A 26,557-nucleotide genomic window follows, 5' to 3' on the forward strand; every position below is an offset into this window, starting at 1 on the left:
GCGGATTTCCTGGCCGCAGGCCCGCGGCCTGCCGGAGCCATCCTGTCCGGTCACCGTCTCCGGGGCAGCCGGTGACCGGGCAAGAAGGCGCGCAGCGGGGTGCTCCTTCGGGCAGCCGGCCCGGGCAGGCGGCCGTGCCCGGACGGTCCTGCCCGTTGGTGCACCGGCGTGCGCGATGGATGGTCCGTCGGCTTCTGCGCGATCGCGGCGGCGCCCGGCCACAGTGGACCTCATCGGACGCCATCGGACGCCATCGAAACCCCACGGGAGGCCGCGATGCCCAACTACCTGTCGCCAGGCGTCTACACCGAAGAGGTGTCCTCGGGCTCGAAGCCGATCGAGGGCGTGGGCACCGCGGTCGCCGGGTTCGTCGGGTTCGCCGAGCAGGGGCCGGTCGACGAGCCGGTGCTGGTCACCAACTGGACGCAGTTCACCCAGGCGTTCGGCGGGTTCGTCGACGGGGGCTACCTCGCCCACGCGGTGTACGGCTTCTTCCTCAACGGCGGCGGCGCGGCCTACGTGGTCCGCATCGGCGGGGACGGCGCCGCGGCCGAGGGCAACGGGCAGCCGGCGCTGGAAGCCGGGCGTTCCGCGGCCGCGGAGCTCGCGGGCGCCGGCGGCCGGCCGCTGATCGTGCGGGCCCGGGAGCCCGGGCCGTCCGGCAACGGAGTCGTCATCGACGTCCAAGACCCCTCCGAACCGGGCGAAGACACCTTCAAGCTCGTGGTGCGCGCGCACGGCGTCGAGGAGGTCTACGACAACGTGACCGTGCGCCGCGGGCCGGCCAACGTGGCCACCGCGGTCCGCCAGTCCAAGCTGATCACCATCGAGGAGACGAAGCCGGGGTCGGCGGCGGTGCCGGCGAAGGGCACCGCGGTGACGCTCAGCGGCGGCGAAGCGGCCGGACCGGCGCCCGTCGCCCCCGGCGACTACGTCGGCGACGCCGCCGACCGCACCGGGTTCGCCGGGCTCGAGGCCATCGACGACATCACCATGCTGTGCGTGCCGGACCTGATGAGCGCCTACCGGCGTGGCCTCCTCGACGCCGACGGGGTGAAGGCCGTGCAGCTGGCGATGATCGCGCACTGCGAGCTGATGTCGGACCGGGTGGCGATCCTCGACCCGCTGCCGGACCTGAGACCGCAGCGGCTCAAGGACTGGCGGATGAACGACACCGGCTACGACTCGAAGTACGCCACGCTGTACTGGCCCTGGCTGAACGTCATGGGGCACGACGGACGGCCGGTGCCGGTGCCGCCGTGCGGGCACGTGGCCGGTGTGTGGGCCCGCAACGACGACACCCGCGGGGTGCACAAGGCCCCGGCCAACGAGGTGCTGCGCGGGGTGCTCGACCTGCCGTCCGGGCTGACCCGCCGCGAGCACGACACGCTGAACCCGGTCGGCGTCAACTGCATCCGGTCCTTCCCCGGCCAGGGCATCCGCATCTGGGGCGCGCGCACGCTCTCCAGCGACCCGGAATGGCGGTACCTGAACGTGCGGCGGCTGTTCAACTACGTCGAGAAGTCGATCCTCAACGGCACGAACTGGGTCGTCTTCGAACCGAACGACCAGTACCTGTGGAGCGCGGTCAACCGCACGATCGGCATGTTCCTGCGCCGGGTGTGGCGCAGCGGCGCGCTCTTCGGCGACACACCCGAGCAGGCGTTCTACGTCAAGTGCGACGCGGAGAACAACCCGCCGGAGAACCGGGACGCCGGGGTGCTCACCGTGGACATCGGGATCGCCCCGGTGAAGCCGGCCGAGTTCGTGGTGTTCCGGCTGTCCCAGTACTCCGAGGGCACCGCGCTGCAGGAGTGAAGGCGGGGCGATGACCGGCCAGTTCGTCAGTGCCGCACGGTTCCTGATCACCTGCGAAGGCTGGGCCGTGGGGCTGGGGTTCTCCGAGATGTCGGGGTTCAGCTCGGCCGTGGAGCACCAGGAGTACTCCTACAACGGCCGGCTCGGCAACGTCCACACCAAGCAGTTCGGGCGGCCGAAACCACCGTCGGTGACGCTGAAGCGGGCGCTGGACGCGGCCGGGTTCGGGCAGCTGTTCGCCTGGCACGCGCTGGCCAGGCTGAACAGCCCGCTGGCGAAGGTGCCTGCCACCTTCACGATCATGGACGCCGCAGGCACGGTCACCGCGAACGTCCTGCTGGAGAACGCCTGGTGCGCGAAGGTGGAGCTCGATCCGACCACCGCCGGCTCGTCCTCCGTGGTGATGATGAAGACGACGATCGAATGCGACGCGGTCCTGCTGATCTGAGCGCCGCCGAAAGGATGGGTTCCCGATGACCTCCGCGACCACCCAGGCCCAGGTGATCTCCGCCGCGCGGTTCTACCTGAGCTTCACCAACCTCGGCACGATCGCGTTCTCCGAGCTGCAGGGCATCACGTCGAAGGTGGGCGCCCAGGAGTACATCTACAACGACGACAAGGGGAACACCGTGCACACCAAGCAGTTCGGCAAGACCGAGCCGCCGACGATCACCCTCAGGCGCGGCCTGGACGCGGCGGGCAACGCGAAGCTGATGGCCTGGCACGCACTGGCCCGCAGCGGCGATCCCACCGCCCGCGGTGACGGCACGCTGACCATCATGGACGCCCAGGGCAAGGGCCAGATCGTCTACACGCTGCACCACGCGTGGTGCTCGGAGCTCGTGGTGAGCGGCATGAAGGCCGGTGACTCGGCGGTGGCCACCATCGAGTGCAAGGTCACCTGCGAAAGCATCGCGGTCACCCCGCCGGCCACCAGCTGATCACCCCCGCTTCCGACGGAAGGGTTGCCACGCCGATGTTTCCCGCCGAAACCTCCTTCGCCACCGCGGCCGCGCCCGCGGCCGCCGGCCTGCGGACCGAATTCCCGTTCGTGCTGCCGCGCGGGTTCGTCGACGAGCACGGCCGCGTGCACCGCGACGGCGCGATGCGGTTGTCCACGGCCCGCGACGAGATCGGCACGCAGGTCGATCCGCGGGTCCGGCAGAACTCCGCGTACCTGACGGTGCTGCTGCTGGAACGCACGGTGGTCCGCCTGGGCAGCCTGCCGGTGGTGGACGCGCCGGTGATCGAGGGGCTGTTCTCCTCGGACCTGGCGTTCCTGCAGGACCTGTACCGGCGGATCAACCAGCAGGGCCACACCGAGGCCGAGGTCACCTGCCCGGACTGCGGTCACGAGTTCGCGGTGGACATCGCCGGTGATGCCCCGGGGGAATCCTGACGTACGGGCTCCCCCGGCTGTGGGAGGAGATCGCGTACCTCGCCTACTACCTGCACTGGCCGTTCACCGAACTGGCCGACCTCGACCACCACTCCCGCAGCCGGGTGATCACCGAGGTCGGCCGGATCAACGAGCAGCTCAACGCCGGCGACAGCCTGCCGGCCTGATCCCCGGACCCCGTGGAGGCGCGATGTGGTGGCCGTTCCGGAAGCGGCACGGGCGGAAGCCCGCGCCGGGTGAGCGGCGGCCCGCCGCCCGGCACTGGCGGGTGCTGCCGCCCCTGCGGCCGACCCTCGACGTCCGGCCGCCCGTGCTGGCGCCGCTGTTCGCGCTGCCGCGGGTGACCGGCACCCGGCGGCTGGTCCGCGACCTGCCGCCGCTGCGGCACCGGCGGATCCGCCGCCGCCCGGCGCCAGGTGCCGCGTACGGCCGGGTGACCGGCGTGGTCACCGTGCGGCCGGAACCCCTCCTCGAGCCCGCCGGAACGGCCGGGCCGGTCGAGCCGGTCGCCGTGGCCACGCCCCTCGGGCCGGACGAGGCGGCCGAGCCGATCGAGCCCCGCCGCCCGCAGGAAGCGGTCGCCGGCTTCGGCGTGCCGAACGGGTCTGTGCGGGTGTTCCGGACCGACGACGTCACGCCGGCCGTCACCCCCGGCGAACCGGCGGTGGTGGTCCCGTCACCGGTGCGACGGTTGCGTGCCCGGCCGGCGTCCGGCCCGGCCGGGCCGCTCACCGAGGCGAGCGCGGAGTACGTGGCCGAGCCGGTCGAGCCGGAGACGCCGTTCCGGGGGGTCACCGAGTTCGACCGGCTGGCCGCGCAGTACGAACAGCTCGACGTGGCCACGGCGATGAGCCTGCTGGGCGCCGGTCCGGCCGGCCTCGGCCCCGCGTGGCCGGCCGAGCCGGTACCGGCCGTCCCCGAGGCGCCCGCCGACGTGCCGTCCGGGCGGGCCCCGCACCGGCGGCCGAGCCTGGCGGAGAGCCGGCGGCGCGGGATCGACGTGGCGAGCGGCGAGCCGGATCGGCGTCCGGTGTCCCCAGTGGACGATGCACCGGTGCCGGCCGCCGCCACCCCGCCGCCCGCACCGGCATCGTCCGCGGCACCGGACCCGGCACCGGCGACCGCCCCCGCCGGGCCGCTCGCGGCGGAGCCGGCTCGCCCCGCCGCCACACCCGCTCCTGAGCCGGCGCCCGCCACCGTCGGACCGGCGGAAGGCGGTGCCCCGGTCCCGCCGGGCGGCCGGCCCCCGGAAGACCCGGTCCGGCCGCGCACCGTGCAGGCTCCGCTGTGGCCGCGGCCGCCGCACCGCCGGACGGTGCCGGCCGCGGTCCCGCCGCACGCACCGCCGCCCGCTCCCGGCGAAAGCCCGGAAGCCACCCCGCCCGGAGCGCCACCGGACTCGTCCACTGTGGACGAGACACCGGATCGGGGTGTCTTCGCCGGACCACCGGAGCCCGCCGGCCCGGTGTACCGGGCGGTCCTCGCCGACCAGCTGCCACCACCGCCCGAGGACGCCGCCGTGCCGGACACCGTGGTGGTCCCGGTGCCGGGCGAGCTGGTCACGTTGTTCACCCGCGAGCTCGGCGTCGACGTCAGCGCGGTGCCGGTCCACCGCGGCCGGGCCGTCGCGGTCCGCGCGCGGCAGCTGGGCGCGCGGGCCTACGCCCAGGCCGGTCAGGTGTTCCTCCCGCACCATGCCGGCGACCTCGCCGAGCCGCCGGTGCGCGCCCTGCTCGCCCACGAGCTCACGCACGCCGTCCAGCAGCGGATCCTCGGTGACACGCAGCCCACGCCCGAGTCCGCCGAGGGGCGCGAGCTGGAAGCCGCGGCCGACCTCGTCGAACACTGGGTGGCCGGTACCGGGCCGCGGCCGCCGGCCCTGCTGCACCGCAGCGCCCGCGGTCGGCCCGACCCCGGACGCCCGGACCCCGGACGGCCACCCGGTTCGATCGTCCAGGCCGCCGAGGCACCGGTGGCGGTGCCGCCGGGAGCGCCGCCCGCCGAGCCGCCCGCGGACGTGCCCGCCGGCGTGTCCTGGTCGTGGGACACGGGCTTCACCGGGGAGCCGCCGTCCGGCGGTCCGCCGCCGGGGGCACGGTTGCGGGCCTTGCGGGCGGCCCGGTGCCGACGGCGGCGGCCGAACCGGTCGCGGCGCCGGAGACCGCGGCGGCGGTGGCGATGGCCTTCGAGCAGATCGCCGATCTGCGCGCTTCGGTCGTCCGGCTGGGCGACCGGGAGCCCCGGCCGCAGCCGGGGATCGATCTGCAGGACCTGGCCGGCCGGCTCTACCGGCACATCCGGACCCGGTTGCGCGCGGAACTGATCGTCGACCGGGAACGCGCCGGAACACTGGCGGACCCGTGGTGAGAGGAGTTCGGGCATGGTAGTCGGCAAGCTCAACACGAAGCTGTCGGAGTTCCTCTTCGACCAGGTGGCCATGACCCACCGGTTCGTGGTCCAGATCGACATGGCCGAGTACGACCTCGGGACCTGGACGAAAGTGGCCGGGCTGCAGGTCACCTGGACCAAGCACAGGTACCGGCCGGGCGACAACAACGACGAGCTGGTCTTCCCGGGGAACGCCGAGTACCCGACGATCAAGCTCAGCCGCGCGGCCAGCTCCAAGTCGGCCACCGTGCAGGAGTGGCTGAAGAAGACATCGCGGAGCCACACGGTGCTCAGCGGCGGCATCCACATGCTCGACTACCTCGGGGTGCCGGTGCTCACCTGGGAGCTCAAGCAGTTCTTCCCGGTCGGCTGGTCCATTTCGGACTTCGACTCGGGCAGCGGCAGGCCGGCGATCGAGACGCTGGAGCTGGCGCACACCGGATTCCTGGGCGACGAGGCGAGGTTGTGACGCGATGACGATCCCGAACGTGCTGCAGGCGCCGATGGGCGCGCTCGGCGCCGTGGGCATGCGGAAGTCGGTGCCGGGCAACGCCGCGGCCCGCAAACCGCCCCGCTACGGCATGACCATGTGGTTCAAGGTGGTGGTGACCGACCCGGCGGGCGGCACCAGCCACCTCGGGCTCTGGTCGGGCTGCTCCGGCCTGGCGGTCAACCTGGAGACCGAACCGGTGTGGGCCGGCGGGCAGTACCTGGCCCCCTACCTGACCCCCCGGCAGATCACCTACCCGAACGTGACGCTGGAACGGGCGATGGAGGCTCGGTCCGCCGCGCAGGTCCGCAGCTGGCTCGAACTGGTCGCGGGCAAGTGGATCAGCGGCGACGAAGGCGGCGCGGGCATGGTGCACGAGAAGGCGGGCGGCAGCACCCCCGGCGCAGCGCAGTTCCGCGGCACCACGGTGACCGTCTCGCTGTTTTCGGCGCTGGTGCCCGGCGACGGCAAGGCCGCGCCGGCCGGCGGCACCGAGCGCGAGGTGGCCAAGTGGGAGCTGCGGGACGCGATCCCGGTGTCGTGGTCCGCGCCCGCGTTGTCGGCGGGCGGCGGTGGCGTGGCGACCGAGAAGCTGGTGCTGACCCACCGGGGTTTCCTCGACGCCGCCCCGGCGGGGTCCGCGCCCGGCGGCCTCAACACGCAGCACCAAGGGCAGCTGACCCTCAGCTGCCAGGGCAAGAGCCTGGAACTCCAGTACAACCCGAGAGAGGTCACCGAAGAGCGAACCACCCGCGTCGGCAACGAGAACGAGGGCCAGACGCTCACCATCAACGGCGAAGAACTGATCTACGACCGCAAGAAGCTGACCCTTTCCGCGCTGCAGATCGAAGGCGTGACGGCGGTCGCGGACGGCTGCCGGAAGCTGTGGGAGTGGACCGACCTCGACTACAGCAAGGAGAAGAAGGGCGCGCCCAAGCAGGTGCAGCTGCGGATGGGCTCCGGCACCGGCCTGGTCTTCGACGAGCAGGTCCTGATCAAGACGGCGAAGGTGTCGTACTGCCGGTTCACCACGTCCGGGGTGCCGTCCCGGGCGCTGGTCACCCTCACCCTGATCGTGGTCGAGCAGAAGCAGAAGACCCGGGCATGACCACGGGAAGCGCCTACTACCACCTCGACGACCGGACCCGGGTCGTCCCGCAGGTGCGGGCCGGCGGGCGGCCGCTGCCGCCGGAGCTGGCCGACCGCATCCAGCGGGTCGTGGTCGACACCCACCGGCTGCGGCCGGACATGTTCGAGATCACCTTCCTGGACCGGGACCTGACCGTGGCCCGCTCGTCCGGGCTGGCCGTCGGCACCGCGATCGGCATCACCTCGGGGTCGGCGGCGGACGGGAACCAGATCGAGCTGATCAGCGGCGAGGTGACCGCCATCGAAGGCTCGTACGGCCGGGTGAACCGCACGATCGTGCGCGGCTACACCCAGGACCACCGGCTGCAGCGGTCGCGGCGCAGCCGCTCCTTCCCCAACCGCAAGGACTCCGACGTCGTCCGGGAGGTGGCCCGGGAGTACGGCCTGCCGCTCGGCACCGTGCACCCCACCCGGACCGTGCACGTCCACATCGGACAGGTGAACCAGACCGACTGGGAGTTCCTGCGCGGGCGGGCCGACGCGCTCGGCTACGACGTCGGCGTGGTGGACGGCAAGTTCTGCTTCACCAGACCCGTCGACGTCCGCCGCGGGAAGCGGCCGCTGGCCGTGGAGTTCCCGTTCGGGCTGCGCGTGTTCCGGCCCCGGATCACCGCCGGGAACCTGGCGCCCACCACCGAGCTGCGGGTGTGGGACCCGGCGGACCGGCGGGCCCGCTCCGCCTCGGCGCCGACCGCGACCACCGGGGTGCAGCTGCCCGACGCGGACCCGGGCACGCTGAGCAAGCCGTTCCAGCCGGACTCCGCCCCGCCGCGCGCGGCGAACCCGGCGCTGGGCGAGCTGGGCCCGGCGCCGCGGCCGCAGGCCTTCGCCGTCACCACCGTGCCGGCCGGTACCGGCAGCGGGATCGACGCCGCCGCGCGGGAAGCGGTGGCGGGGGCGGCCGAGCAGCTCGGCAGCACCGTCGCCGAGGCGGACGGCGAAGCGGTCGGCGACCCGCGGCTGCGGGCCGGCACGGTCCTGGAGGTCGGCGGGGTCGGCCCGGTCTTCGACGGCCGCTGGCTGGTCACCCGCGCGGTGCACACCTACGACGTCGACGGCTACTTCACCGCGTTCGAAGTCAGCGGCAGGCAGGAGCGCTCCATCCTGGGGCTGACCGCCGGTGTCCGCACGGCCCCGCCGCAGCTCATCCCCGGGGTGGTGTGCGGGGTGGTCAGCAACATCGGCGATCCGGACGGGCTGAACCGGGTGCAGGTGGTGCTGCCCTGGCTGTCGCCGGAGTTCGTCAGCGACTGGGCGCCGGTCGCGCTGGCCGGCGCGAGCACGGGCGCGGCGGCGCTGTTCCTGCCCGAGGTGGGCGACGAGGTGCTGGTGGCGTTCGAGTTCGGCGACCCGCGCCGCCCGTACGTCCTCGGCGGGCTGCTGAACCGCAAGAGCAAACCGGACCTCGGCGGCAAACCGGTGCTGACCCGGGGCAGCACGGCCACGGTGGCCTGGCGCGGGCTGGTGTCCCCAACGGGAACCGGCTGGCCTTCCACGACGAACGGACCCCCGGTGCGCAGCCCACGCCGACCAAGGGCGAGATCGTGCTGGGCACCCAGCGCGGGGACGTGGCGCTGGTCATCGACCAGATCGCCGGCACGGTCACGGTGCGGTGCAAGAACGGCGGCAAGATCGACATCCAGGCGGGCCGCGGCGGGGTGGTCAACGTCGGCGGCGGCGCGCAGCTCAACCTGACCGCGCAGGCCTCGATCAAGATCGAGAGCCGCGGACCGGTGGAGATCAAGGGAAACCCGATCAAGCTCAACTAGCGGGGAGTGACGATGTCGGCCGAATCGATCGGTGCGGGGTGGCAGTTCCCGCTCGGGTACTCCCCGAGCGGCGGCTTCGACCTGGCCCGTGGCGTGCGCAGGCTGGAGCAGTCGATGCGGCTGGTGCTCACCACCTACCCCGGGGAACGGCTGATGCGCCCGGAGTTCGGGTCGCGGCTGCGCGACTACGTCTTCGCCGCCGTCTCGCTGGACACCGCGACCGAACTGTCGGGCGAGGTGCGCCGGGCGCTGACCCGCTGGGAGCCGCGCGTGGAGATCACCGACGTGGTGACCCGGCCCGATCCGGACGAGCCCGGCCTGCTCCACATCGACATCGGCTACCGGCCGGCCGGTGGCGGCGACGAGCGGAACCTGGTCTTCCCGTTCTACACCGTGCCCGACGGCGAGGTGCCGTAGCGATGGCGCTGCCCGCACCGAACCTGGACGACCGGGGGTTCGCCGAGCTGGTGGCCGACGCCACCGGCGTGGTCCGCCGGCACTGCCCGGGGTGGACCGACCTCACGCCGTCCGATCCCGGCGTCACCCTGATCGAAGCGTTCGCGTTCCTGGTCGACCAGCTGTTCACCCGGCTCAACCAGGTGCCCGACCGGCTGCACGTCAAGTTCCTCGACCTGATCGGCGTCCGGCTGCACCCGCCCACCCCGGCCCGCACCGACGTGACCTTCTGGCTGTCGGCCCCGGCGACCGCCGCGCTGGTCGTCCCGGCGGGCACCGAGGTCGGCACCCAGCACACCGAAACCGTCGACCCGGTGGTGTTCAGCACCGAGACCGAAGCCGTGGCGCTGCCGTGCGCGCTCATCGCGGTGCGCACGCTCGGAAGTGCGGACGCCGGCCCCGCCACCGACCGGACCACCGAGCTGCGCGCCGGTCCGGTGCCCGCCTTCTCCGCGGTCCCCCGGCCGGGCGACGCCGTGCTCTTCGGGCTGGACGTGGCGGTGCCGCGCGGCGCGGTCCAGCTCGACCTGGAGAGCCGGATCGACGGCGTGGGCGTCGACCCGCAGCAGCCGCCGCTGGTCTGGGAGGCCTACACCGGCGAAGAATGGCTCGGCTGCCGGGTGCTGCGCGACGAAACCGGCGGGCTCAACAGCGACGGCGCGGTGGTGCTCGACGTGCCGGCCGAGCACCGGGTGGCCCTGCTCGACGGCCTGCGCGCGGCCTGGCTGCGCGCCCGGGTGACCGACCCCGCCGCGGGACGGCCCGGCTACCACGCGACGCCGACGATCGCCGGGGCCGTCGCCTGCACGGTGGGCGTCACGAGCGCGGCGGTGCACGCCGAGCTGATCGGCGCCGAGCCGCTCGGCACCGCCGACGGCTCGCCGGGCCAGGTGTTCCGGGTGGCCGCCGCGCCGGTGCCGTCCGGCCTCGGCAGCCCCGTGGTCCAGACCAGTTCGGAGGACGGCTGGCAGGACTGGACCCGCGTCGCCGACTTCGCCGGCAGCACCGCGGCCGACCGGCACTTCCTGCTCGACGGCTACACCGGCGAGGTCGTCTTCGGCCCGCTGGTCCGGCTGGCCGACGGCGGCACCGAGCAGCACGGCGCGGTGCCCGGACCGGGCGTGGCGGTGCGCATCCGGGGCCACGCGGTCGGCGGCGGTGCGGCAGGCAACGTCGCCGCCGGCACCCTCACCACGCTGCGCTCGTCGATCCCGTTCGTCGCCGCGGTGAGCAACGCGGCCGGGGCCAGGGGCGGCACCGACGCCGAGACACTGGACCAGGCCCGCGACCGGGGCGCACTCACGCTGCGGACCCGGGGCCGGGCCGTGACCGCCGAGGACTACGAGGCGCTCGCCCGCGAGGCGGTGCCGGAGGCGGCCCGGATCCGCTGTGTCACCGCGGGCGAAGCCGGGCTGCCTGCGGCCACGGTCAAGGTGCTGGTGGTGCCGGACGTGCCCGCCGAGAACGGCCGGGTGCGGCTGGCCGATCTGGTGCCGTCCGACGAGGTGCTCGCCCGGCTGGCCGGGCACCTGGACACGGTGCGCCTGATCGGCACCACGGTGCTGGTCGAGCCACCGCGCTACCGCGGGGTGACGGTGGTGGCCCGGCTGGTGGCCCGGCCGCGGCGGAGCCCGGCGGCGGTGCGGGAGGAGGCGCTGCGGACGCTCACCGGCTACCTCAGCCCGCTGCCCGGCGGCGGACCGGACGGCGCGGGCTGGCCGTTCGGCCGTGCGGTGCGGGTCGGCGAGATCCACGCGCTGCTGCAGCGGGTCTCCGGCGTCGAGTCGGTCGAGGACGTCCGGCTGTACAGCGCCAACCCGGTCACCGGCGAGCGCGGCGGCGAGACCAACCGGGTCGAGGTGGACGCCCACAGCCTGGTCTTCTCCTTCGACCACCACGTCCGCGTCGAAGCCACCTGAGGAGGAGCACGCGATGATCGTCTGCGGGGAATGCGGGCAGTCCAACCGGGACAACGACACCTTCTGCGGCTCCTGCGGGGGCTTCCTGGAGTGGACCGGGCAGAAGACGGCGCCCTCCGCCGCACCGGCCCCGGTCGCCGTGGCGGCCGAGGCGCCGGGCAAGGTCGGGCTGCTGCGCCGGGTGGCCTCGGCCATCGTCGGCCCGCTCACCACGATCGACGGCAGGCCGGTGCCCGATGACGTCGTCGGCCCGGCCCCGGCGGGGCAGGGCCCGCCCCCGCCGCCACCACCGGTCGGCGCGCCCCCGCCCCCGCCACCGCCCCCACCGCCGGTGGGTGCCGCTCCCCCGCCCCCGCCACCACCACCGCCGCCTCCGATCGGCGGGCCGCCGCCGCCACCGCCGCCACCGCCGCCCGGCACCCCGCCACCCGGCGCCCCGCCGACGCCCGGCGCCCCGCCGACGCCCGGCGCCCTGCCGACGCCCGGCGCCCTGCCGACGCCACCGCCCGGCGCCCCACCCGCGCCCGGCACCCCGCCGCCGCCCGGCACCCCGGCACCCGGCGGCCCGCCGCCGGCCCCGGCGGCCGACCGGGGCCGCCACCGCGCCCCGGAGACCGGACCGGGCGTCGACGACCTGGTGGCCCCGATCGACCCCGCCGCCGGGACCGAACCGGCCGAGGTGCTGCCGCAGGAGGTCGCGCCGGCCGCCAAACCGGCCCACCGGGCGCCGCCCACCCGCCGGATCCAGCCCGGCGACCGGATCTGCGGCGAGTGCGGCGAAGGCAATCCGCCGACCCGCAAGTTCTGCAGCCGCTGCGGCGAATCGCTCGAGAGCGCGGTCGTCCGGCGCCTGCCGTGGTGGCAGCGCCTGCGCCGGAGGGGCGGCCCGAAGCTGGTCTCAGCCGCCCGCCGTCCCAAGAGCGCGGGGCGCGGCGGCAACCGGCGGGTCGGCCGCCGGGTGGCGACGAGCGTGCGCCGGTACACGTTCGTCGTGGTGCTCGCGTTCGGGCTGCTGGCCGGGCTCTACCCGCCGCTGCGCACCTACGTCGTGCGGCAGGCCGACCACCTCAAGAGCTGGGCCACCGGGCTGGTCGGCGACGCCACGGTCCGCCCGGTGCGGCCGACCGCCGTGCAGGCCACCGACACCCAGCTGCCCGGCCACCCGGCAGGCGCCGCCTTCGACGGGTTCACCAACACCTACTGGGCCGCGCCGTGGGTGCCGAACGGCAAGCCGCCCCAGGTGACCGTCGACCTCGGCCAGCCGACCGCGCTGGCCAAGGTCGTGATCACCGGCGGCGCCAGTGACGACTTCGTCGGCCACGACCGGCCGTCGATCATCGTGTTCAGCTACTCCAACGAAAAGTCCGACACGCTGACCCTGCAGGACTCCAAGAGCCCGCAGACGTTCACCCTGCGCAACGGCCTGGCCGCCAAGCTGGTGCAGGTGCAGGTCCTGCAGGTCAAGGAGTCGCCGGGAGCCAAGGACGTCGCCGTGACCGAGTTCCAGTTCTTCAGCGTCGGGTAGGGGCGGGCATGCGTGGGATGACCGCCGGGGTGCGCACGCCCCGGCCGCTGGCCGCCCTGCTGCCGGCGGTGCTGCAGGAGGACCCGGTGCTGACCGGCCTCACCGCGGGCCTGGACGAGGTGCTCGCCCCGGTCCACGCCGTGCTCGACTGCCTGGACGCCTACCTGGACCCCGGCGTCGCGCCGGCCGACTTCCTGGCCCACCTGGCCGCCTGGCTCGGCGTCACCCTGGACGACGCCTGGACCGACGACCGGCGGCGCGAGATCGTCCGGAACGCCGTCGCCCTGCACGGCCTCCGTGGCACCGCCCGGGGCCTGCGGTGGCAGCTGGAGCTCGCCACCGGGGGCCGGGCGGAAGTCGTCGACAGCGGCGGGACGCACTGGTCCCGGACGCCCGGGTCGACACCGGCGGCCGCGGAGCCGTCGCTGGTGGTCCGGCTCCGGCGTGGCGACGCGCCGGAGGCGGAACTGGCCGCGGTGCGGGACCTGGTGGCCGCGGCCAAACCCGCGCACGTACCGCACCACGTCGAACTCGTGGACTGAGCCCGCGACGCCGGTTCAGCCGGCGCCCGCCGGCAGCAGCTGCGCGGAGAAGGACGCCGACGGAGTGCACCGCACCGAACCCGCGCCGGGCGTGACGCAGTCGACCGACACCGTCACCGGCACGTCCTTGGGCACGTGCAGCCCCTTGGCGTAGCTGTAGGGCTGGTCGGTGAAGTTGGCCAGCCCGGACTCCAGCAGCACGTCGGAGCCGACCGAGACCCGGATGAACCCCTTGTCCTGCCGCGGGTTCTGCAGGGTGATGGCGTAGATGTCCATCGCCCGCCCCGGCGGCGCGGAGTAGCCGAACTGCTGGAAGGAGCTGTCGGCCACCGGGGCCGCGAAGGTGGCGATGCGGAAGTCCAGCGAGGTCGGCGTGTTCGCCGCGCTCGCCGCGGCCGCGGCGCTGAGCTGCGCGTGGGCGTCCTCCTGGGCGCCGTTCGCCTTCGAGGCCGCGGCGTTGGCCGCCTCCGCCGCGCTGCTGGCCGCACTGACCTGGCCGGCCACCTCCGAGCTGGCGATCTCCTTGACGTTGGGGGCGAGGACGGCGAACCACAGCGTGGTCAGCACGATCGCCAGCGCGGACAGCAGCGCCAGCGACGGCAGGACCCACTTGGGCAGCATCCGTTCCTGCGTCATCAGGCCCTTGGTGGTCAGCGGATCGCCCACCAGCACGCCGTCCGCCGATTCGTGGATCAGCTTCAGCTCGAACGGGTGCGGCCGCGGATCCCCGCGCAGGAACCGTTCGAACGGCCGGACCAGCACCCGCAGCAGCGCCACGGTCCCCGGCGGCACGGTGAACAACGTCCGGTCCAGCCGGATCCGCACCTGGTCGTCCTCCGGGTCGAACGGCTCGGCCTCGATCCGGACCGGGGTGTTGCCGGCGTTCTCGACCGCGAGCCGGTACTTCGCCTTGCGGCTGCCGCGTCGTCTGGCCGGCAGCAGCTCGGCGTCCAGCGCCAGGAAGGGGGCGACCTCGACGTGGCCCTCCACCACCGCGGACCGGTCCGGGTACTCGCGCGAGCGCAGGCGCACGCCGAACGCGTGGCTCCCGGCGGCCACCTGCGGGCCGCGCGGCGGGGCGAAGCGGACGGTCACGGTGGCTTCCCCGCCCGGCATCAGGTTGACGACCTCCGGGACGGCGGTGGCCCACTCCCGCGTCTCGCCGACGACGTCGACGGCGAACTGGTCCACCACGGCACCTTCGTTGCGCACCAGCACTTCGCAGGCGGCTTCCTCGCCGGCTTCGACGAGCAGCACCGGATCTCCGAGCAGCGTGAACGCGGTCATGGCCCCCAGCTTCGACCCCGGCGCGGCGCAGGAGAACACGCCCGCGGCCAAGCCATCGCGCAGATTCGCGCTGGCTCGGTGTGCCCGCACGCCTGTCCGTCCGGCAGCGCCCCGGCGGGGCGGCCCGGCGGACACTGGACGGGTGATCGAGCACGTCGACGCCGCCCTGACCGCGCTGGTGCGCGCCGCGGTCGGCCCGGAAGTGGCCCTGCGGGCCGAGCCGCCCGGCCCGGAACTGGCCGGCGACGGCGCGGTGCTCAGCCTGTTCCTGCACCGGGTGGTGGAGGACCTGACCGCGCGGGCGGCCGCGTGGACCGACGAGCTGGACGAGCAGGGCCGGGTGGTGGCCCGCGTGCTGCCGCCGCGCCGCTACCGGTTCTGCTACCTGGTCACGGCGTGGGCGGCGGCCGGCCGCGCCGCCGAGCACGCCTGTCTCGGCGCGGTCCTCGCCGCGATGGCCCCGCACCGGCACGTGCCGGTGCGGTACCTGCCGCCGCCGTTGCGCACCGGGCCGTCGATCGAGCTCGACGTGGCGCACCCGGACCTGCCCGGGGTGGCGGCCGATCTGTGGCCCTCGTTCGGGGTGCCGCCCCGGGCCGGCCTCGACGTCGTGCTGACCGCGACCCTGACCCCGGCCGCGCTCGGCCCGCTCGCCACCCCGCCGTCCACTGTGGACCTCGGGGTGGCCGGCGGGCCGCCGCCGGCGCCGCCGCCGTCCCCAGCACCGGCGGTGCCGGGGCGCCGGATCCGGGAGTGACCGGTGGGCAAGCCGGCGGCGAAGCAGGGCGACCAGGTGACCGGGGTGGACACGCACATCGTGCTGGTGCCCTCCCCGGGCGGTCCGGTGCCCACGCCGACCCCGCTGCCGTTCACCGGCCGGATCGTCCAGGGCTGCTGCCCGAGCGTGCTGATCGGCGGCCGCCCGGCGGCCACCGCGGGCTCGGTCGCGCTCAACGCGCCCCCGCACGTCCCGCCGACCCCCGGCTCGTTCGCCAAGCCACCGGACAACCGCGGCACGGTCATCGGCGGCAGCGCCACGGTCCTGATCGGCGGCAAACCGGCCGCCCGCATCGGCGACAAGGTCCTCACGTGCGCGGACCCGGCCCCGGCGCCCAACGGCACGATCATGGGCGCGGCGACCGTCCAGATCGGACCGTGAATAACCGAACGTCCACATCGGACACCATGGGCGCCTTGGCCGATCGCCGCCGCTCACAAGCAGAGCAACCCGAGCACGGGCACACATCCCGCGCCGGACGGCGGCGCGGTCGAAGCCGTGGTGGTCGCCGTCGGGCTTTCGGTGGTGGCTGCCGGGCCGGACGAGGTCGCCGGCGGCACGGTCGTCGCCGGCACCGGCGGCACGGTGGCCGGCGGCACGGTGGCCGGCGGCAGCGGCGTGCCCGGTGCCGTCGTCGTCACCGGCGGGACCGGCGCGCCCGAGGTGGCGGTACCCGAGGCCGGCGCGGTGCCCGGCTCGCCGGTGACCGCCGTGCCCGCCCGGTAGCGCTCGGCCAGGGACAGCACCAGCGCCACGTAGCTGCCCGAGTGGTTGTACCGGTACACCGCCGCCCGGGCCGCGGCCGGGTCGGCCAGGTCCGTTCCGCCGCTGCACAGGTAGCTTCCGGCGCCCAGTGCGGCGTCGGTGATGTCGTCCGGGTCCGCCGTCCCGTCGCCGTCGCCGTCCGCGCCGATCGCGCGCCACGTCTGCGGCAGGAACTGCAGGGGCCCGACCGCGCGGTCGAACACCGGGTCGCCGTCCAGCCGGCCGCCGTCGGTGTCGCGGATCAGCGCGAACTCCCCGCCGTCCAGCCGGGGTCCCCGGATCGGCGGCACGCTCCGCCCCGTCACGGTCAGCACCGCCCCGCCGAACCGGCCGTGGTTGCTCTCCACCCGGCCCAGTGCCGCGATCAGCGCCCAGTCGAGGTGGCAGGCGGCCCGCTGCGCGGCCAGCACCGCCGCCGCGTGCTGGTAGGCCCGCAGCGCGACCTGCGGGATGCCGCCGGTCGAGAGGTCCGAGGCCGCCGACGCGCCCGCCGTGGGATCCGGGGCGAGCAGCGGCTCGGGCTGCACCCCGAGCGGGGGCACCGCCGCGGGTACCTCCACCGGATCACCGGGGACCGCCACGGCGACCGGGCCGGCCGCGCCCGGCGGGCCGGCCGGGCGCGTCTCCGCCAGCGGGACGCTGCGCACCGGGTGGACGGCCAGCGCCAGCACGGTGGACACCCACAGGCAGGTCGTCAGCGCGGCCGCCCCGGCGACCAGTGCGGTGTCGCGGGCCCGGGCGGTCGCCGCCAGCCGGGCCCGGGCCTCGTCGATGGTGTGCACGGGCGCCCCCTTCGCTCAGCGCCGGCTTCGCCGTCGGCGGCGGGCCGTGGTCAGCAGCAGCAGTGCGGTCCCGGCGGCGACCAGCAGCACACCGGCCGTCACCAGGGGCCCGGCGGCCACGCCGGTGTAGGCCAGCCGCCCCGGGCGGCCGGGCGGACGCGCGCCGGCGGACGGGCCGCCGGTGGCCCCGGCGGTGCTGCCGGCCGGACCGGCCCCGGTGGCCGCGCCCGCCGGGGTGGCCTTCACCGGTGTGCTGAGCACGCTCGGCGCCGCGGTGACGCCGGCGCCGGCCGCGGTGGTGCCCGCTGCCGCGGTGGTGGCGGTCACCGTGCCCTTGCGCACGTCCGCGGCGGTGATCGGGTAGGACGTGGTGCACGACAGCTTCGCTCCCGGCGCCAGCGCCGCCGGCACGCTGGGGTCGCAGGTGAGGTGCGGGGTCCCGGACGCGGGCGCGGCCAGCGTCATCACCGGGGCCACGCCGGTCACCGTCACGCTGCCGGTGTTGGTCACGGTGACCGCGTAGACCAGGACGTCGCCGGCGTCGGTGACGGTGTCGCTGTTGCGGTCCTCGATCGACGTCACCGTGCTCACCACGCTCAGCGCGGCCTTGCTCGCCAGCGGCGTGGTCGCCTGGCCCGGTCCCGAGGTGACGCTGCGGCCGCCGGGGGCCTTGGCGTTCGCCGTGGCCGTGTTGACCACGCTGCCCCTGTCGACGTCGGCCTGGGTGACCGTGTACTGCGACGTGCAGGACACCGTCTCGGTGGGCCGCAGCGTCACCGGCGGGTCGGCCGAGCAGTGCAGGGCGAGCGCCGGGCCGGCCGGCGGGGTCAGCCGGTCGTCGACCGTCACCGCGCTCAGCGTCGTGGTGCCGGTGTCGGTGACCACGACCGAGTAGCTGATGACGTCACCGGCGTCGGTCACCGAGTTGTGGTTCTCGTCGGAGATCCCGGTGACCGTCTTGGCGATGGCGAGCGCGGGCGCGCCGGTGATCGGCTCGGTCACGGTGACCGGGTCCGAGCTGACCGCGTCGCCGCCCGGGGCCGCCCCGGTGGCCGTGGCGGTGTTGGTCACCCCGCCGCTGTCCACGTCGGCCTGGGTCACCTTGTAGGCGGCGGTGCAGGTGAGCACCGCGCCGGCGGCCAGTGTGGCCGGTTGCTTCGGCGTGCACGCCAGTGCCGGGTCGGGACCGGCGGGCGAAGCCATCTGGTCCACCATCGACACCCCGGTCAGGGACACGGTGCCGGAGTTGGTGACCGCGATCGCGTACTTGATCGTGTCGTCCACGTCGAGGTTGCCGTTGCCGTTGACGTCGGTGATGCCGGAGACCGACTTGCTGACGGTGAGCCCGGAGGTCCGGCTCAGCGGGGTGGTCGCCGTGCCCGCCGGGGAGGTCACTGCGTTGCCGCCGGACTTCCCGGTCGCCGTCGCGGCCGCGGCCACCTCGCCCTTGTCCACGTCGGCCTGGGTGATCGTGTACTGCGCGGTGCAGGACAGCGTGCCCCCGGGTGCCACGGTCGAGCCGGCGGCCGGGGTGCACACCGGAGCCGGGGCAGGCGCGGCGGGCGCGGTCATGGCGATCGTGACGCCGACGTCGGTGAGCGTGACGCTGCCGCTGTTGGTGACGGTGGCCGTGTAGGCGATCGTGTCGCCGCTGTCGACCCGGCCGTCGCCGTTCGTGTCGGCCGGGGACGCCGCGGTCAGCTGCGTGGTCAGCGCGGGCTGCTGGGTCAGCCGGGTCTTGGTCTCCACCGGGCCCGCGCCGGTCGTGGTGCCGGCGCCGGCGCGGCTGGTGGCCGAAGCGGTGGCCGACGCGGTGATGGTCCCGCCCGGGGTGTCCACGTCGCCGGGGGCGATCGTGTAGGTGCCGGTGCAGGTCATCGTGGCGGTGATGACGATCCGGCCGGGAGCGGCCGGGTCGCAGGTCAGCGGCACCGCGTGCGTCGCCCCGCCGGTCACCTGCTCGGTCACCGCGGCGCCGGCGAGCGTGGAGTTGCCCGCGTTGGTCGCTTCGACCCGGTAGCCGATCACGTCGCCGGCGTCGGTGAGGCCGTTGCCGTTCGTGTCGTCGATCCCGGAGACGGCGTTGGTAAGCACCAGCTTGGGGTTGTCGGCCAGGGTGCTCGTCACCGCGGCCGTGGCCGTCACGAGCAGGCCGGTGGAAGCGCCCGGGAGTGCGGGCAGCCTGCCGGTGACGGTGACCCCGTTGCTCACCGAGCCGCGGTCGAGGTCGGCGGCCACCAGGGTGTACTGGCCGGTGCAGGTGAGCTTGCTGCCCGGCTGGAGGGTGGTCGGCGGCTGCACGGGCAGGCAGGACAGCGGGATCTGCACGCCGGAGGGCGCGGTCATCGTGTCGACGGCGTCGATGTCGCCGATCGCCACGCTGCTGTCGTTGCCGATCGTGACGGTGTACTGGATGGCGTCGCCGGCGTCCTGGACGCCGTCGGCGTTGTTGTCGATGACCGCCGAGGCCGTCTTGGTGACCGTCAGCGCGATCGGGTCGATGGTGACGCTCCCGCCGCCGTCGTTGCCCGCGCTCTCGTAGACGGTGTTCGCGGCGGAGCTGCAGGAGCTGCCGCCCCCGCCGCCGCCACCCCCGCCGCCGCTGCCGCTGCCGCCGGTGCCGTTGGCGCCACCCGCGCAGCCGCCGCCCCCGCCACCGCCTCCGCCGCCGTAGGACCCGCCGCTCCCGCCGTTGCCGCCCGGGCCGGAGGTGGCGCCGCCCGCGCCCCCGGTGCCCCCGGTCTGCCCGGCGAGGTGGGAGCCGCCGTTGCCGCCGGAGGTGCCCTTCTCGCTGCCGGCACCGCCGTTCCCGCCGCCGTCGTTGCACCCGCCGACACCCCCGCCGCCCCCGCCGCCCCCGGCTTCGACGAGCCGGCTCGAGCCGCGGATCAGCGCGCTGCTGCCGCCGCCGGACGCGCCGCTGTGGACGCCGTCGGAGCACCCCGGGCCGCTCCCGGCGGACCCGGAGGCCCCACCGCGGTGGTAGCCGCTCTGCCCGCAGCCCACGTAGACGGTGATGGTCTGCCCGGCGGAGACCGGCACCACCGCCGAGACGACCGCGCCGTTCCCACCGCCCCCGCCGTCGGCGTCGGCGCCCTCGCCTCCGGCCACCCGGACCAGCAGGTGCGTGGTGCCGGCCGGGACCGGGTAGCTGCCGCCGCCGGTGGTGCAGTCGAACCGGCCCTGCGCCGCGGCCAGCGCCACCGGGCCGGCGTCGCCGGTCAGCGGGAGCACGGCACCGGCCAGCGCCAGCGCGCCGCCTGCGGCCCACACCCGGGCCCGGTTCGCCGTCGCGGACGCCGGAGTTCGCATGGTCGTCCCCCTTTTCCTCGCGCGCGGAGCCGTCGGCGGAAGTCTCCCCTCGCGGGTGCGCCGGTACGTACGACTCGGAGCCAATGGATCGGGCAGAGCGTCTGCGCGTTCGGGCAACCGGTACCGGGGCCGCCCCCGTACGGATGAATCGCGCACCCTCGCCCTAGGGGTACGCGTTTAGTGGACTGACGAAGCTAGGGAACGAACTAGGGGCTGTTCCCCAGGGCTGCCCGTCCGCGTCGGGGGCAAGCTGGGCGGCGGGGTCCGCACGCAGGACGCGGGGACGATTCGAGGAGCGTTCGCATGGGCGAGAAAATCACTGTCTGGACCGAGGCGGACGACCCGGTCATCAGTTTCGGGGTGACAGCGCAATTGGGTCAGTCGGCCGAGCTGACCCTGGTGGACCGGGACGCGATCACCCCGGAAACGGTGGTCGTCCTCGCGGTCGACGCCATCGACGACCGGATCGTGCACCGGGCCCGCGAGCTCGGGCACGCCGGGTGCAGCCGGTTCATCCTCGTCACCCCGGCGCTCGACGACGACCAGCTGCGCGCCGCGGTGGAGATCGGCATCTGCGCGGTGATCGAGCGGCGGCACGCCACCCCGAGACGGCTGGAGCAGCTCGTGGTCAAGGCCACCCGTGGCGAGTCGGAACTGCCGACCACGCTGCTGAACCTGCTGTTCCGGCAGGTGTCCGCGCACGAGCGCGACCGCGTCCCGCCCCGCACGCTCCCGTTCGCCGGGCTGACCACCCGCGAAACGCAGGTCCTGCGCCTGGTCGCCGACGGGCTCGACACCGACGAGATCGCGGCCCGGCTCGCGTACTCCTCCCGCACCGTCAAAAATGTCCTGCACGCCGTGACCACCCGGTTCTGCCTGCGCAACCGGTCGCACGCGGTCGCTTACGCCATGCGTGAAGGGCTTATCTGACCCGAAGGACGGCGATGAACCGCAGACGACGGCCACACAGGCCGGTGGGGGGTCGGCGCGGCGACCGGGTAGAGCCGTGACTTCGGACGACGATTCCTTCGACATCAGCGAATGGCCCGAAGACGCCTGGGACATCCCGTGTGGACTGACCGGCCGGGACGGCGAACTGCGCACCATCGCCCACTGCGCCAAGGCGGCGATCAGCGGGCAGCCGGCGCTCGTGCACCTCGAGGGCGAGCCCGGCATGGGCCGCAGTGCCCTCGCGCGGGCGGCGGTCGACCACCTGCCCGGCTTCCTCGTGGTCTGGATCGCCTGCCACGAGTCCGAACGGGACGTCGGCTTCGGCGGGACCGACCAGGCCATCTCCGGTCTGCGCCGCGTCGCGGCCACCCGGGGCGTTGCCATCCCGCGCCTGGATTCGCCCGAGCCGCGGCCGGCCGCGACCGGCCGCAGCCTGCTGACGTTGCTGGACGGCATCCAGCGCGTGCACCCCGCGGCGATCGTGCTGGACGACGCGCACTGGTGCGACGAGCAATCCTTGCAGAGCTTCGGTTTCCTGGTGCGACGGCTGCGGGTGGGCCGGGTCCTGCTGATCGTCACCTCGGCGGTGCGCGGCCGTTCGGCACTGGCCGTCGCCGGCCCGGCGCCGTCGGCGGGCAGCCGGGTGCGGCCGCACCTGGAAGCGGCCGCTTTGGACGCGCTGACGGTGCGGCTGGGCGCCTTGCCGGACGAGCAGGTCCTCGCCCTCGCCCGGAACGACGGGCGGCCGGTGGACGCGCGGCTGGCCGAGCGGCTGACCCGGTTCTCCGGGGGCAATCCCCGCGTGGCGAACCTCCTGATCGACGGCGCGGAGCTGGACCACGACGCGAGCGGCGCGGTGCTCCCGCCGTCGCTGGTGGCCGCACTGGAGATCCAGCTGGCCGGCCTGCCGGCGCACGCCAGGACCATGCTGGACGCACTCGCCGTGCTGGGCAGCCCGGCCCGCATCACCCAGGTGGCGCAGCTCGCCGGGTTCACCGATCACGTTGCGGCACTGGAAGTCCTGCTCGGCCGGGGCCTGCTCACCTGGGCGCCCCGGGATCTGCCGTCGGTGCTGGAAATCCCGGACCCGTTGCTGGCCGACGGCGTCTACCAGCTGCTGCGGCCGTCGCGCCGCCGCGAGCTGCACGCCGCGGCCGCCGAACTGGTGGCGGACGCGCGGCGGTGGCGGCACCGCCGCGCCGCGACGATCGGGGTGAGCCCGACCCTGGCGGCCGAACTGGAATCGCAGGCGAGCGCCGCGGTGCTCGACGGCCGGATCGAGCAGGCCGTCGAGTACCTGCGCTGGGCCGCGGACCTGAGCTCGGCCAAAGAGGACCACCAGCGGGCCGTGCTCACCGGCGCGGTGCTGGACGTGTGGTGGGAGCGCGGTTCCCTCGACGAGGCCGAGCGGACCGTGCGCGGCACCGACCCGGGGCCGGTGCGGGACGCGGCGCTCGGGGTGGTGCTCGCCCGGCGCCCGGACGGGCCGGCGGAAGCCGACGCGCTGCTGCGGGGCTGCCTGCCCGCGCTGGTCGAGGGCGGGGTGGTGCCCGGCTGGCTGGCCCTGCTGACGGCCTCGGCCCTGGCCCGGGTGCAGCTGCTGCTCGGCCGGGCGGACGAGGCGGTGCGGCACGCCCGGTTCGTGCTCGACCACGCCGACCAGGCGGACCGCACGGTGCTGGTGCGCACCGCGCGGACACTGGTCTTCGCGGTGCTGCACCGGGACGGGCCGGGCACCGCACTGGCCGTGCTGGAGCACACCGACGCGGAACTGCGCGGCGCGGGCGGGCTCGGCGCCGGGCGGGTGTTCGACTTCGACCGGGCGACGCTGCTGCTGCTCAACGGCAAGCTCACCGAGGCGGCCGTCCGGGCCGAAGCCGCGCTCGAGGTGACCACCCACCCGGCGGGCGACACCGTGCACCACGGCGCCACCCTGGTGCTCGCCGAGGCGCAGTTCCGGCTCGGCGGCTGGGCCAGGGCCAGCGAGGCGGTGGAGACGGCGCTGCGGATGGACCGGGACGGCAGCCTGCCCACCGGCGCCGGCGCGGCCGCGCTGGTGCAGGCGGCCCGGCTGGCCGCGGTGTGCGGGCGGTGGAAGCGGGCCGCGCACCACATCGGCCGGATCGAGCAGGTGCCGGGCGTCCGCCGTGAGCACCGGCTGATGTACCTGACCATTGCCCGGGCGGCGGTGGCGGGGGCCCGGGGCGACCACGCGCTGGTGATCGCCCTCTTCGCCGAGACGGCGCACCTGTTCGCGGGCGAGTCCGCCGGCCGGCTGCCGTGGGTGGTCGAGCAGTCGTGGCGCCCGCTGCTGGCCGAGGCCCTGGTGGAGGCCGCCGCCCCCGAATCGGCGCAGGCCGAGCTGGTGCGGCTGGGCCGGCTCGCCGAGCAGGCGGGCTACCTGCGCACCACCCAGCTGTGGCTGGCCGGCCGGCTGGCCGAGCGCGCCGGTGACCCCCAGCGCGCCCGCTGGTTCTTCGAGCAGGCCATCACCCGCCCGGCCGACCACGACAGCGACGCACTGGGCCGGGCGCAGGCGGAACTGGCCTACGGGCTGCTGCGGCACCGCCGCGGCGAGGGCAGAGCGGCATCGGTCTGGTTGCGCAGAGCGCGCCAGCGCCTGGTGAGACTCGACGCGGCGCCATTCGTGGAGCGCTGCGACCAGGCGCTGGCGGCGATCACCGAGGCGCCCCTGCTGCGCTTCGCCGAACTGACCGAACGGGAACGCCAGGTGGCCGCGCTGGTCAACGAAAACCTGACCAACAACCAGATCGCGGCCACGCTGTTCGTGAGCGAGAAGACCGTGGAATACCACCTGGGCAAGGTGTTCGCCAAGCTCGGCATCTCGTCCCGCCGCCAGCTCCGCGGCATGGGGCCGGCCGTCATCGGCCCTGACGGCGGGCCGCCACGCCCTCCTCGGCCGTGACGGACCATCGAGCCGTCGAAGCGAACGCGACGACGGCCCGATAGCGTGCGCGTCCACTGCGGACGACCTCGACCGCCGCGTTGATTTCCGCGGCCGGAAAGGTTTCCACCTGGGGGCCGATGCCGTGCCGGGCTGCGAAGTCCAGCATCGAACGGGTTTCGCTCGGGACGCCGGCACGCCGCCGGAGATCGTTTTCTCGGCCGGGAGGAGGCTCATCGGGTGCACCGTGATTGCCTCGGGCGGGACGCCGACGACGCTGAGCCGGCCCTGAGGCACGAGGAGGTTCAGATAAGCGTTCCACGGCAGGCTCGCCGAGACCGTCGAGAGGATGAAGTCGAACGATCCGGCGGCGGCCTCGAGAGCGCCGTCTTCGCTCGTGGCGATGAACGAGTTCGCGCCGAAGCGAAGGGCGTCGTCCATTTTGGACCGTGAGGTCGAGATGGCGGTGACGTCGCACCCCCAGTGGGACAGGAACTGCAGAGCCAGGTGGCCGAGCCCGCCGATCCCGACGACGGCCACCCGGTCGACCGGCCGGACGCCGTGGCGCAGCAGCGGCGCGAACACGGTGACACCGGCGCACATCAACGGTGCCGCCTGTTCGGAAGGGATCGCGCCGGGGATGGGGTAGGCAGTGCGCCAGTCGGAGACGCGGAGCAGTTCGGTGAAGGCACCGCGGTCGCCGCGCATGACCGTGTCGTCGCGCTGCGGGCAGAGGTTCTGCCGTCCGCTGAGGCAGAACGCGCAGCGGAAGCAGGCACCGGCGATCGCGCCGACACCCACCCGGGTGCCGACCGGCAGCAGAGCGGTGTCGACCGCACTGCCGACGGCCTCGACCACGCCGACGGCCTCGTGGCCGGCGACGCAGGGGTAGCGGGTGATGCCGTACTCGTTGTCGATCTGGCCGATGTCGCTGTGGCAGACGCCGCAGTGCGTCACGCGGACGTCGGCTTCCAGCGCGCCGAGCGGGCCGGGCTCGCGTTTGTACGGTTCGAGGCGGGTGCCCGCGGAGTGCGCCGCGTAGGAGGTGACGGTCATGGTGTCCCTTCCTCTCGGAGTCGCCGTCGACCCTACAGTACGAAACGGTTTCGTACCGTTCAAGCCCTCGACGTGCACTGATATGCTCACCCCATGAGCGTTCGCCCCTTGGATCCCACCCGGGACGCCCGGATCCTCGACGCCGTGCTGGAGCTGCTCGCCGAAGCCGGGTACGTGTCGATGACGATCGACGCCGTCGCCGCCCGGTCGGGCACGTCGAAGGCCACCATCTACCGGCGCTGGCGCAACAAGCGGGAGATCACCGTCGCCGCCATGGCGCGCTACCAGAGGAACCGGACGTCGTGGTCGGTCGACACCGGCACCTTCCGCGGCGACCTGCTCGCCCACACGCGGCGCTTCGCCGAAGTGCTCAACGGGTTCGACGGGCGGCTCGCGATCGGGCTGGTGCAGGCCCGCGCTTCCGACCCGGAGCTGATCGACGAGCTGGAAACCCGGTTCTCCAGCGGCGCCCGGCTCCCGGAGGAGGTGGTCGAGCGCGCCGTCGAACGCGGCGAACTGCCCGGCCCGGTGGACGCGGGACTGTTCGAGGAGGTCGTCGCGTCCGTGCTGTTCATGCGCTGGCTGTGGCGGCTCCCGCTGGACGCCGCTTTTCTCGAGCACGCCGTCGATCGCCTGGCCCTGCCGGTTCTCACGGCCGGCGCCCGACCTGCAGACAGCTTTCAAACAGGCCCGGATGCGTCGTGACCGCGGAGGCGGGGTGGGATGCGCACGTTCAGCAGCGAATTGTTGTCACCGGCGGAACCACTGCCGCGAATAAACACTTTCACATCACCCGTTGGCGTTATCAATGCTCCGCAGCCCACACCTTCCGATACGATCGATGCCGTGTCTCTCACGTTCCGCCGGCCAAGCCAGGGCGAGCTGCCATTGCCCCTTGACTGCACTCATTTGCGGGCGGGGGAATTGCTGATCGCTTCCGTCGACGGCGAGATCGACATGGCCACCGCGCCCAGGTTCGTTCACCACGTCGAGGAATTGCTTGCCGAACGACGGGTGGCCGTGATCGCCGACCTCACCGAGGTGAGTTTCCTCGGGGCCGCCGGTGTCGTCGGGTTGCTCACGCTGACCGCCGCTGCGCAGGCGGCCGATGTGCCCTTCTGCGTTGTCACCGGCCAGCGCGCGGTGTTGCGGCCCCTGCAGGTGACCGCCGTGGACCGGGTTGTCGTCGTCCACGCCACCTTCGAGCGAGCGCACGCCTGGCTGAACGGTCAAGCTTGACGAAGCCGGTAGGACACGACATCGCCC

Annotated in this window: 22 protein-coding genes and 1 pseudogene; 19 read left to right on the forward strand and 4 right to left on the reverse strand. The window is 74.5% G+C overall.

Annotated features, from left to right (window positions below; translation table 11 throughout):
• Positions 1–276 precede the first annotated feature (276 nt).
• The 13 genes from HUT10_RS07990 (at position 277) to HUT10_RS08045 (ending at position 13,455) form a co-directional block, all read left to right on the forward strand.
• Positions 277–1,818: a phage tail sheath subtilisin-like domain-containing protein gene (locus HUT10_RS07990; protein WP_176170581.1), complete on the forward strand. Its 1,542-nt coding sequence runs from the start codon at positions 277–279 to the stop codon at positions 1,816–1,818.
• Positions 1,819–1,828: 10 nt separating this feature from the next.
• Positions 1,829–2,266 carry a phage tail protein gene (locus tag HUT10_RS07995; RefSeq protein WP_176170582.1) on the forward strand — a complete coding sequence of 146 codons (438 nt, stop codon included), beginning with the start codon at positions 1,829–1,831 and terminating at the stop codon, positions 2,264–2,266.
• Positions 2,267–2,291: 25 nt separating this feature from the next.
• Positions 2,292–2,759, forward strand: coding sequence for a phage tail protein (locus tag HUT10_RS08000; protein ID WP_176170583.1), 468 nt, complete (start codon positions 2,292–2,294; stop codon positions 2,757–2,759).
• A 35-nt stretch (positions 2,760–2,794) separates the two neighbouring features.
• A complete protein-coding gene (locus tag HUT10_RS08005) occupies positions 2,795–3,217 on the forward strand; it encodes a phage tail assembly protein (RefSeq protein ID WP_176170584.1) in 423 nt (140 codons plus the stop codon).
• Positions 3,218–3,234: 17 nt separating this feature from the next.
• Positions 3,235–3,384 carry a DUF6760 family protein gene (locus tag HUT10_RS52110; protein WP_354912734.1) on the forward strand — a complete coding sequence of 50 codons (150 nt, stop codon included), beginning with the start codon at positions 3,235–3,237 and terminating at the stop codon, positions 3,382–3,384.
• A gap of 23 nt (positions 3,385–3,407) precedes the next feature.
• Positions 3,408–5,540, forward strand: a complete 2,133-nt coding sequence (locus HUT10_RS08010; protein WP_176170585.1) for a DUF4157 domain-containing protein — start codon at positions 3,408–3,410, stop codon at positions 5,538–5,540.
• A 57-nt stretch (positions 5,541–5,597) separates the two neighbouring features.
• Positions 5,598–6,074: a phage tail protein gene (locus HUT10_RS08015; protein ID WP_176170586.1), complete on the forward strand. Its 477-nt coding sequence runs from the start codon at positions 5,598–5,600 to the stop codon at positions 6,072–6,074.
• Positions 6,075–6,078: 4 nt separating this feature from the next.
• On the forward strand, positions 6,079–7,203 hold the full coding sequence (locus HUT10_RS08020) for a phage tail protein (protein ID WP_176170587.1): 1,125 nt from the start codon (positions 6,079–6,081) through the stop codon (positions 7,201–7,203).
• A complete protein-coding gene (locus tag HUT10_RS08025) occupies positions 7,200–8,939 on the forward strand; it encodes a phage baseplate assembly protein V (protein ID WP_176170588.1) in 1,740 nt (579 codons plus the stop codon). Before HUT10_RS08020 ends, HUT10_RS08025 begins: the two co-directional genes overlap by 4 nt.
• A gap of 86 nt (positions 8,940–9,025) precedes the next feature.
• Positions 9,026–9,430: a GPW/gp25 family protein gene (locus tag HUT10_RS08030; protein ID WP_176170589.1), complete on the forward strand. Its 405-nt coding sequence runs from the start codon at positions 9,026–9,028 to the stop codon at positions 9,428–9,430.
• Between the two features lie 2 nt (positions 9,431–9,432).
• Positions 9,433–11,388, forward strand: a complete 1,956-nt coding sequence (locus HUT10_RS08035) for a putative baseplate assembly protein (RefSeq protein ID WP_176170590.1) — start codon at positions 9,433–9,435, stop codon at positions 11,386–11,388.
• Between the two features lie 13 nt (positions 11,389–11,401).
• On the forward strand, positions 11,402–12,913 hold the full coding sequence (locus HUT10_RS51800) for a discoidin domain-containing protein (RefSeq protein ID WP_176170591.1): 1,512 nt from the start codon (positions 11,402–11,404) through the stop codon (positions 12,911–12,913).
• 8 nt (positions 12,914–12,921) lie between these two features.
• Entirely contained in the window at positions 12,922–13,455 is a 534-nt protein-coding gene (locus HUT10_RS08045; RefSeq protein ID WP_176170592.1) for a phage tail protein I, read from the forward strand.
• Positions 13,456–13,470: 15 nt separating this feature from the next.
• Here the strand turns inward: HUT10_RS08045 and HUT10_RS08050 are convergent, their stop codons facing one another.
• Positions 13,471–14,742, reverse strand: coding sequence for a hypothetical protein (locus HUT10_RS08050; RefSeq protein WP_176170593.1), 1,272 nt, complete (start codon positions 14,740–14,742; stop codon positions 13,471–13,473).
• Between the two features lie 142 nt (positions 14,743–14,884).
• Here HUT10_RS08050 and HUT10_RS08055 point away from each other — a divergent pair, with 142 nt between their 5' ends.
• Together HUT10_RS08055 and HUT10_RS08060 are read left to right on the forward strand one after the other, a co-directional pair.
• Positions 14,885–15,499, forward strand: coding sequence for a Pvc16 family protein (locus tag HUT10_RS08055; RefSeq protein WP_176170594.1), 615 nt, complete (start codon positions 14,885–14,887; stop codon positions 15,497–15,499).
• 3 nt (positions 15,500–15,502) lie between these two features.
• On the forward strand, positions 15,503–15,901 hold the full coding sequence (locus tag HUT10_RS08060; RefSeq protein WP_176170595.1) for a PAAR domain-containing protein: 399 nt from the start codon (positions 15,503–15,505) through the stop codon (positions 15,899–15,901).
• A gap of 53 nt (positions 15,902–15,954) precedes the next feature.
• Here HUT10_RS08060 and HUT10_RS50685 read toward each other — a convergent pair whose 3' ends face one another.
• Both HUT10_RS50685 and HUT10_RS08070 read right to left on the reverse strand, forming a co-directional pair.
• Complete coding sequence (locus HUT10_RS50685) at positions 15,955–17,067, reverse strand: lytic transglycosylase domain-containing protein (RefSeq protein WP_254896751.1); 1,113 nt, start codon at positions 17,065–17,067, stop codon at positions 15,955–15,957.
• Between the two features lie 15 nt (positions 17,068–17,082).
• The gene (locus HUT10_RS08070; RefSeq protein WP_176170596.1) at positions 17,083–20,379 is read right to left on the reverse strand and encodes a hypothetical protein; all 3,297 of its coding nucleotides are present in this window, start codon (positions 20,377–20,379) and stop codon (positions 17,083–17,085) included.
• 303 nt (positions 20,380–20,682) lie between these two features.
• On the opposite strand from HUT10_RS08070, the gene HUT10_RS08075 reads away from it, so the two are divergent.
• Both HUT10_RS08075 and HUT10_RS08080 read left to right on the forward strand, forming a co-directional pair.
• Entirely contained in the window at positions 20,683–21,309 is a 627-nt protein-coding gene (locus HUT10_RS08075) for a LuxR C-terminal-related transcriptional regulator (RefSeq protein ID WP_176170597.1), read from the forward strand.
• Between the two features lie 76 nt (positions 21,310–21,385).
• Positions 21,386–24,256, forward strand: coding sequence for a LuxR family transcriptional regulator (locus HUT10_RS08080; RefSeq protein WP_176170598.1), 2,871 nt, complete (start codon positions 21,386–21,388; stop codon positions 24,254–24,256).
• Between the two features lie 240 nt (positions 24,257–24,496).
• On the opposite strand, the pseudogene HUT10_RS08085 reads toward HUT10_RS08080, so the two are convergent.
• Positions 24,497–25,291: pseudogene (locus HUT10_RS08085) on the reverse strand (NAD(P)-dependent alcohol dehydrogenase); the annotation flags it as partial.
• A gap of 93 nt (positions 25,292–25,384) precedes the next feature.
• Here HUT10_RS08085 and HUT10_RS08090 point away from each other — a divergent pair.
• The gene (locus tag HUT10_RS08090; RefSeq protein ID WP_176170599.1) at positions 25,385–25,996 is read left to right on the forward strand and encodes a TetR/AcrR family transcriptional regulator; all 612 of its coding nucleotides are present in this window, start codon (positions 25,385–25,387) and stop codon (positions 25,994–25,996) included.
• A gap of 141 nt (positions 25,997–26,137) precedes the next feature.
• A complete protein-coding gene (locus tag HUT10_RS08095) occupies positions 26,138–26,530 on the forward strand; it encodes an STAS domain-containing protein (RefSeq protein ID WP_176170600.1) in 393 nt (130 codons plus the stop codon).
• Positions 26,531–26,557: the final 27 nt, after the last annotated feature.

It is taken from the genome of Amycolatopsis sp. Hca4 (assembly GCF_013364075.1).
Classification (GTDB): domain Bacteria; phylum Actinomycetota; class Actinomycetes; order Mycobacteriales; family Pseudonocardiaceae; genus Amycolatopsis.